The organism is Paraburkholderia sp. EG287B, assembly GCF_040965595.1.
GTDB lineage: Bacteria > Pseudomonadota > Gammaproteobacteria > Burkholderiales > Burkholderiaceae > Paraburkholderia.
This window is the reverse complement of record NZ_JBFRCG010000098.1, coordinates 1-386: the sequence shown is the minus strand read 5'-3', so window position 1 is coordinate 386 and position 386 is coordinate 1. Positions and strand designations below refer to the sequence as shown.

At 60.6% G+C, this 386-nt stretch carries 1 pseudogene; it reads right to left on the bottom strand.

The annotated features are described in order from the left end of the window. Window positions 1–246 precede the first annotated feature (246 nt). Window positions 247–386, bottom strand: a pseudogene (locus AB4Y40_RS42880) (rhodanese-like domain-containing protein); the annotation flags it as partial.

Genomic DNA, 386 nt, shown 5'->3' with positions numbered 1-386 from the left:
CGCTCAACTGCGATAGGCGTGTTGGGCACGAACGTCATCCTACCAGCGCGGTTGGCTGCGCATGTTGAACGACCGCTTGGGAGCAGGTGGAAGGTCCGTAACGGGTCGCCTTATGTCTTTATCGTAGTAGGCTCTCTCCCTCACGATCTCGGGGATCAAACCGTGGTTCGGATTGCGGTCAATTCGAGACATTCGGAACGTACTGAGGAGGTTAGCCCTGATACGCGCCCGCCACGCTGCCGCCATTCACCGTGCCTCTTCGGGGGTATTCACGGCCAGTTCGAATCCTTCGTCCAGCCAGCCCGTGATGCCTCCGATCATGATCTTCACCGGACGACCCAACCGGGCGAGCCGAATGGCGCCACGCGTTGCGCCGTTGCAGTGCG